An 874-nucleotide genomic window follows, 5' to 3' on the forward strand; every position below is an offset into this window, starting at 1 on the left:
GCTGCAGCTTGGCCAGGTAGTTTTTCAGGGAGAGGTACTTGCCGTACTTCAGGTGCACGGCCACGATGGTGGCCAGCGGCACGCCCAGTGCGTGCAGGTGCAGAATCCGCTCGCGGTCGGCGTCGTACATCGACGGCTGCACCACACCCTTGGGCTTGCCCAGCGCGATGCCCTGCTCGCGCCGCGCCCGCAAGCCTTCCTTCGTGCGCTCGGAAACGAAGTCCCGCTCCAGCTCGGCCAGCATGGCGAAGATGGTGAGCAGGATTTTGTGGGTCATGTCGCGGTGATTCTGCGGGTCCAGGTCCAGGCCCTGCTTGACCAGGATCAGCCGGCACCGCTTCTGGTGAATCAACTCTTCAATCAGGCCCAGCACTTCGCGCAACGAGCGGCCCAGCCGCGAGAGCTCGGAGACGATGACCGTGTCGCCGGCAGCAACCTTGGCCAGCAGCTCGGGCAGGCGGCGCTGCCCGGCGGTGCGGCGGGAAGACATTTCTACTTCAATCCACTCGTCGAGGGTCCAGCGGTGCTCGACCAGGTAGCGGGCGATGAGGCTCTTCTGGCTCTCGGCCGATTGGGCGCTCGTGGAGACGCGGACGTAGCCAAAAATCATGGGCAAAACGGGCAGGTTAGCGATAAGGTAAAAGCGCGCCGTAAAGGTACCGGTTTTCGATACCTTTACACGCACGTTAACGCTATCACTGGCGGGTAGGGATAACGGTCGTTAAGTCCATCGGTTTTTGCCCTCCTCTATGGCCACGCACCTGCGGATTCACCTGGGCAAGGAGCGCGAGCTCTACGAGCAGCCCCCGCTGGTGCCGGCGGCCGAGCAGACGCGGGTCTTTGCCGTACCGGATTGGGCGGATACGCACTTGGC

1 protein-coding gene is annotated in these 874 nt (G+C 63.3%); it reads right to left on the reverse strand.

The features are described from left to right. On the reverse strand, positions 1-610 hold a 610-nt coding region (locus ABD903_RS23230), incomplete at its 3' end, for a recombinase family protein (protein ID WP_345228257.1). Between the last annotated feature and the right edge of the window lie 264 nt (positions 611-874).

It is taken from the genome of Hymenobacter koreensis, from assembly GCF_039541855.1.
GTDB lineage: Bacteria > Bacteroidota > Bacteroidia > Cytophagales > Hymenobacteraceae > Solirubrum > Solirubrum koreensis.